The organism is Vibrio fujianensis (assembly GCF_002749895.1).
GTDB classification, from domain to species: Bacteria; Pseudomonadota; Gammaproteobacteria; order Enterobacterales; family Vibrionaceae; genus Vibrio; species Vibrio fujianensis.
In genome coordinates, this window is record NZ_NBUS01000040.1 from 307,716 (window position 1) to 308,915 (window position 1,200).

General features: G+C 41.8%; 1 protein-coding gene. It reads right to left on the reverse strand.

All coding sequences use genetic code 11. The features are described from left to right. The coding region (locus B7C60_RS07265) for an anaerobic C4-dicarboxylate transporter (RefSeq protein WP_245868798.1) at positions 1-997 on the reverse strand (997 nt) is incomplete at its 3' end. Between the last annotated feature and the right edge of the window lie 203 nt (positions 998-1,200).

Genomic DNA, 1,200 nt, shown 5'->3' on the forward strand with positions numbered 1-1,200 from the left:
CCATGTCAATAATGCCGGAACGAAACTGTGGCATGGCATATTGGAAATAAGTATCCGACATCCAAGCAATACCAAAAATGGCAATCGCAGCCACCATACCTGATTTAAAAACAACGCCTTCTGGAACCACTTTAGGATTTACCTTGGCGACCAGTAAAATAATCCCACCAAAGCAGAGCATCATCATCTGAATGACGGTGGCCATATTCACCGGTTTATCACCGCCAACCATACGGACTTCAGGGAACATGGCGACAAAAACAATAACCAAAATTGATAAAATAAACAGTAATACCGAATTTCTCGCAGCGGTTGGCAGTTTTTCATCTAAAGATGTGGCGGTTGTGCTTAATATTTTTTCTTTAAAAACAGGATCTTGTAGTCTTGATTGATAATCTTTATCTTGATCCAGTTCCTTGCCTCTACGCATACTGTAGAGTGACATCAATACGGTACCAAATAATGTAGCGGGAACGGATACCATTAAAATTGAGAGCAAGGTTATGCTGTGATTAATATTCGATAATTCAGCTAAGTAATACACCACAGCGGCAGAGATAGGAGAGGCGGTAATGGCAATTTGTGATGCCACAGAAGCTGCCGCCATTGGGCGTTCAGGTCGAATACCATTTTTTAGCGCGACATCACCGATAATCGGCATGATGGAATAAACGGCATGGCCGGTACCGAGCAAAAAAGTCATTGAATAGGTCACTAAAGGAGCAATAATAGTGACGCGCTTTGGGTTACGGCGTAACAACTTTTCTGCGACTTGCAGCATGTATTTCAGACCACCGGCAGCTTCCAGAATAGAAGCACAAGTTACCACTGCCAAAATGATCAGCATGACGGTAATCGGGGGTGACGTTGGTGGCATTTTGAAGATGAACACCTCGATGACCAAGCCAATGCCTGAGACAACCCCTAACCCGATACCGCCGTAACGTGAGCCGGTATAAAGGATCAGCAAGAGGAATAAAAATTCCAAATAGAGCATAGATATAGACCTTGTTATTTAAGATAAATGGCGACTATTTTCCCGTGCTATAGATAAAAAATATGAAGCATTTGTCACATAAACTTACATTCTAAAAATGGAAAGCTGTTGGTGTGATTTGGGTCACTTTATTTTAAGTAAAGGTAAAAAATTTAGGAGGGTGGCTGTAGGAAAAATGTTGTGTTACTCGTGGTGGAATGTAA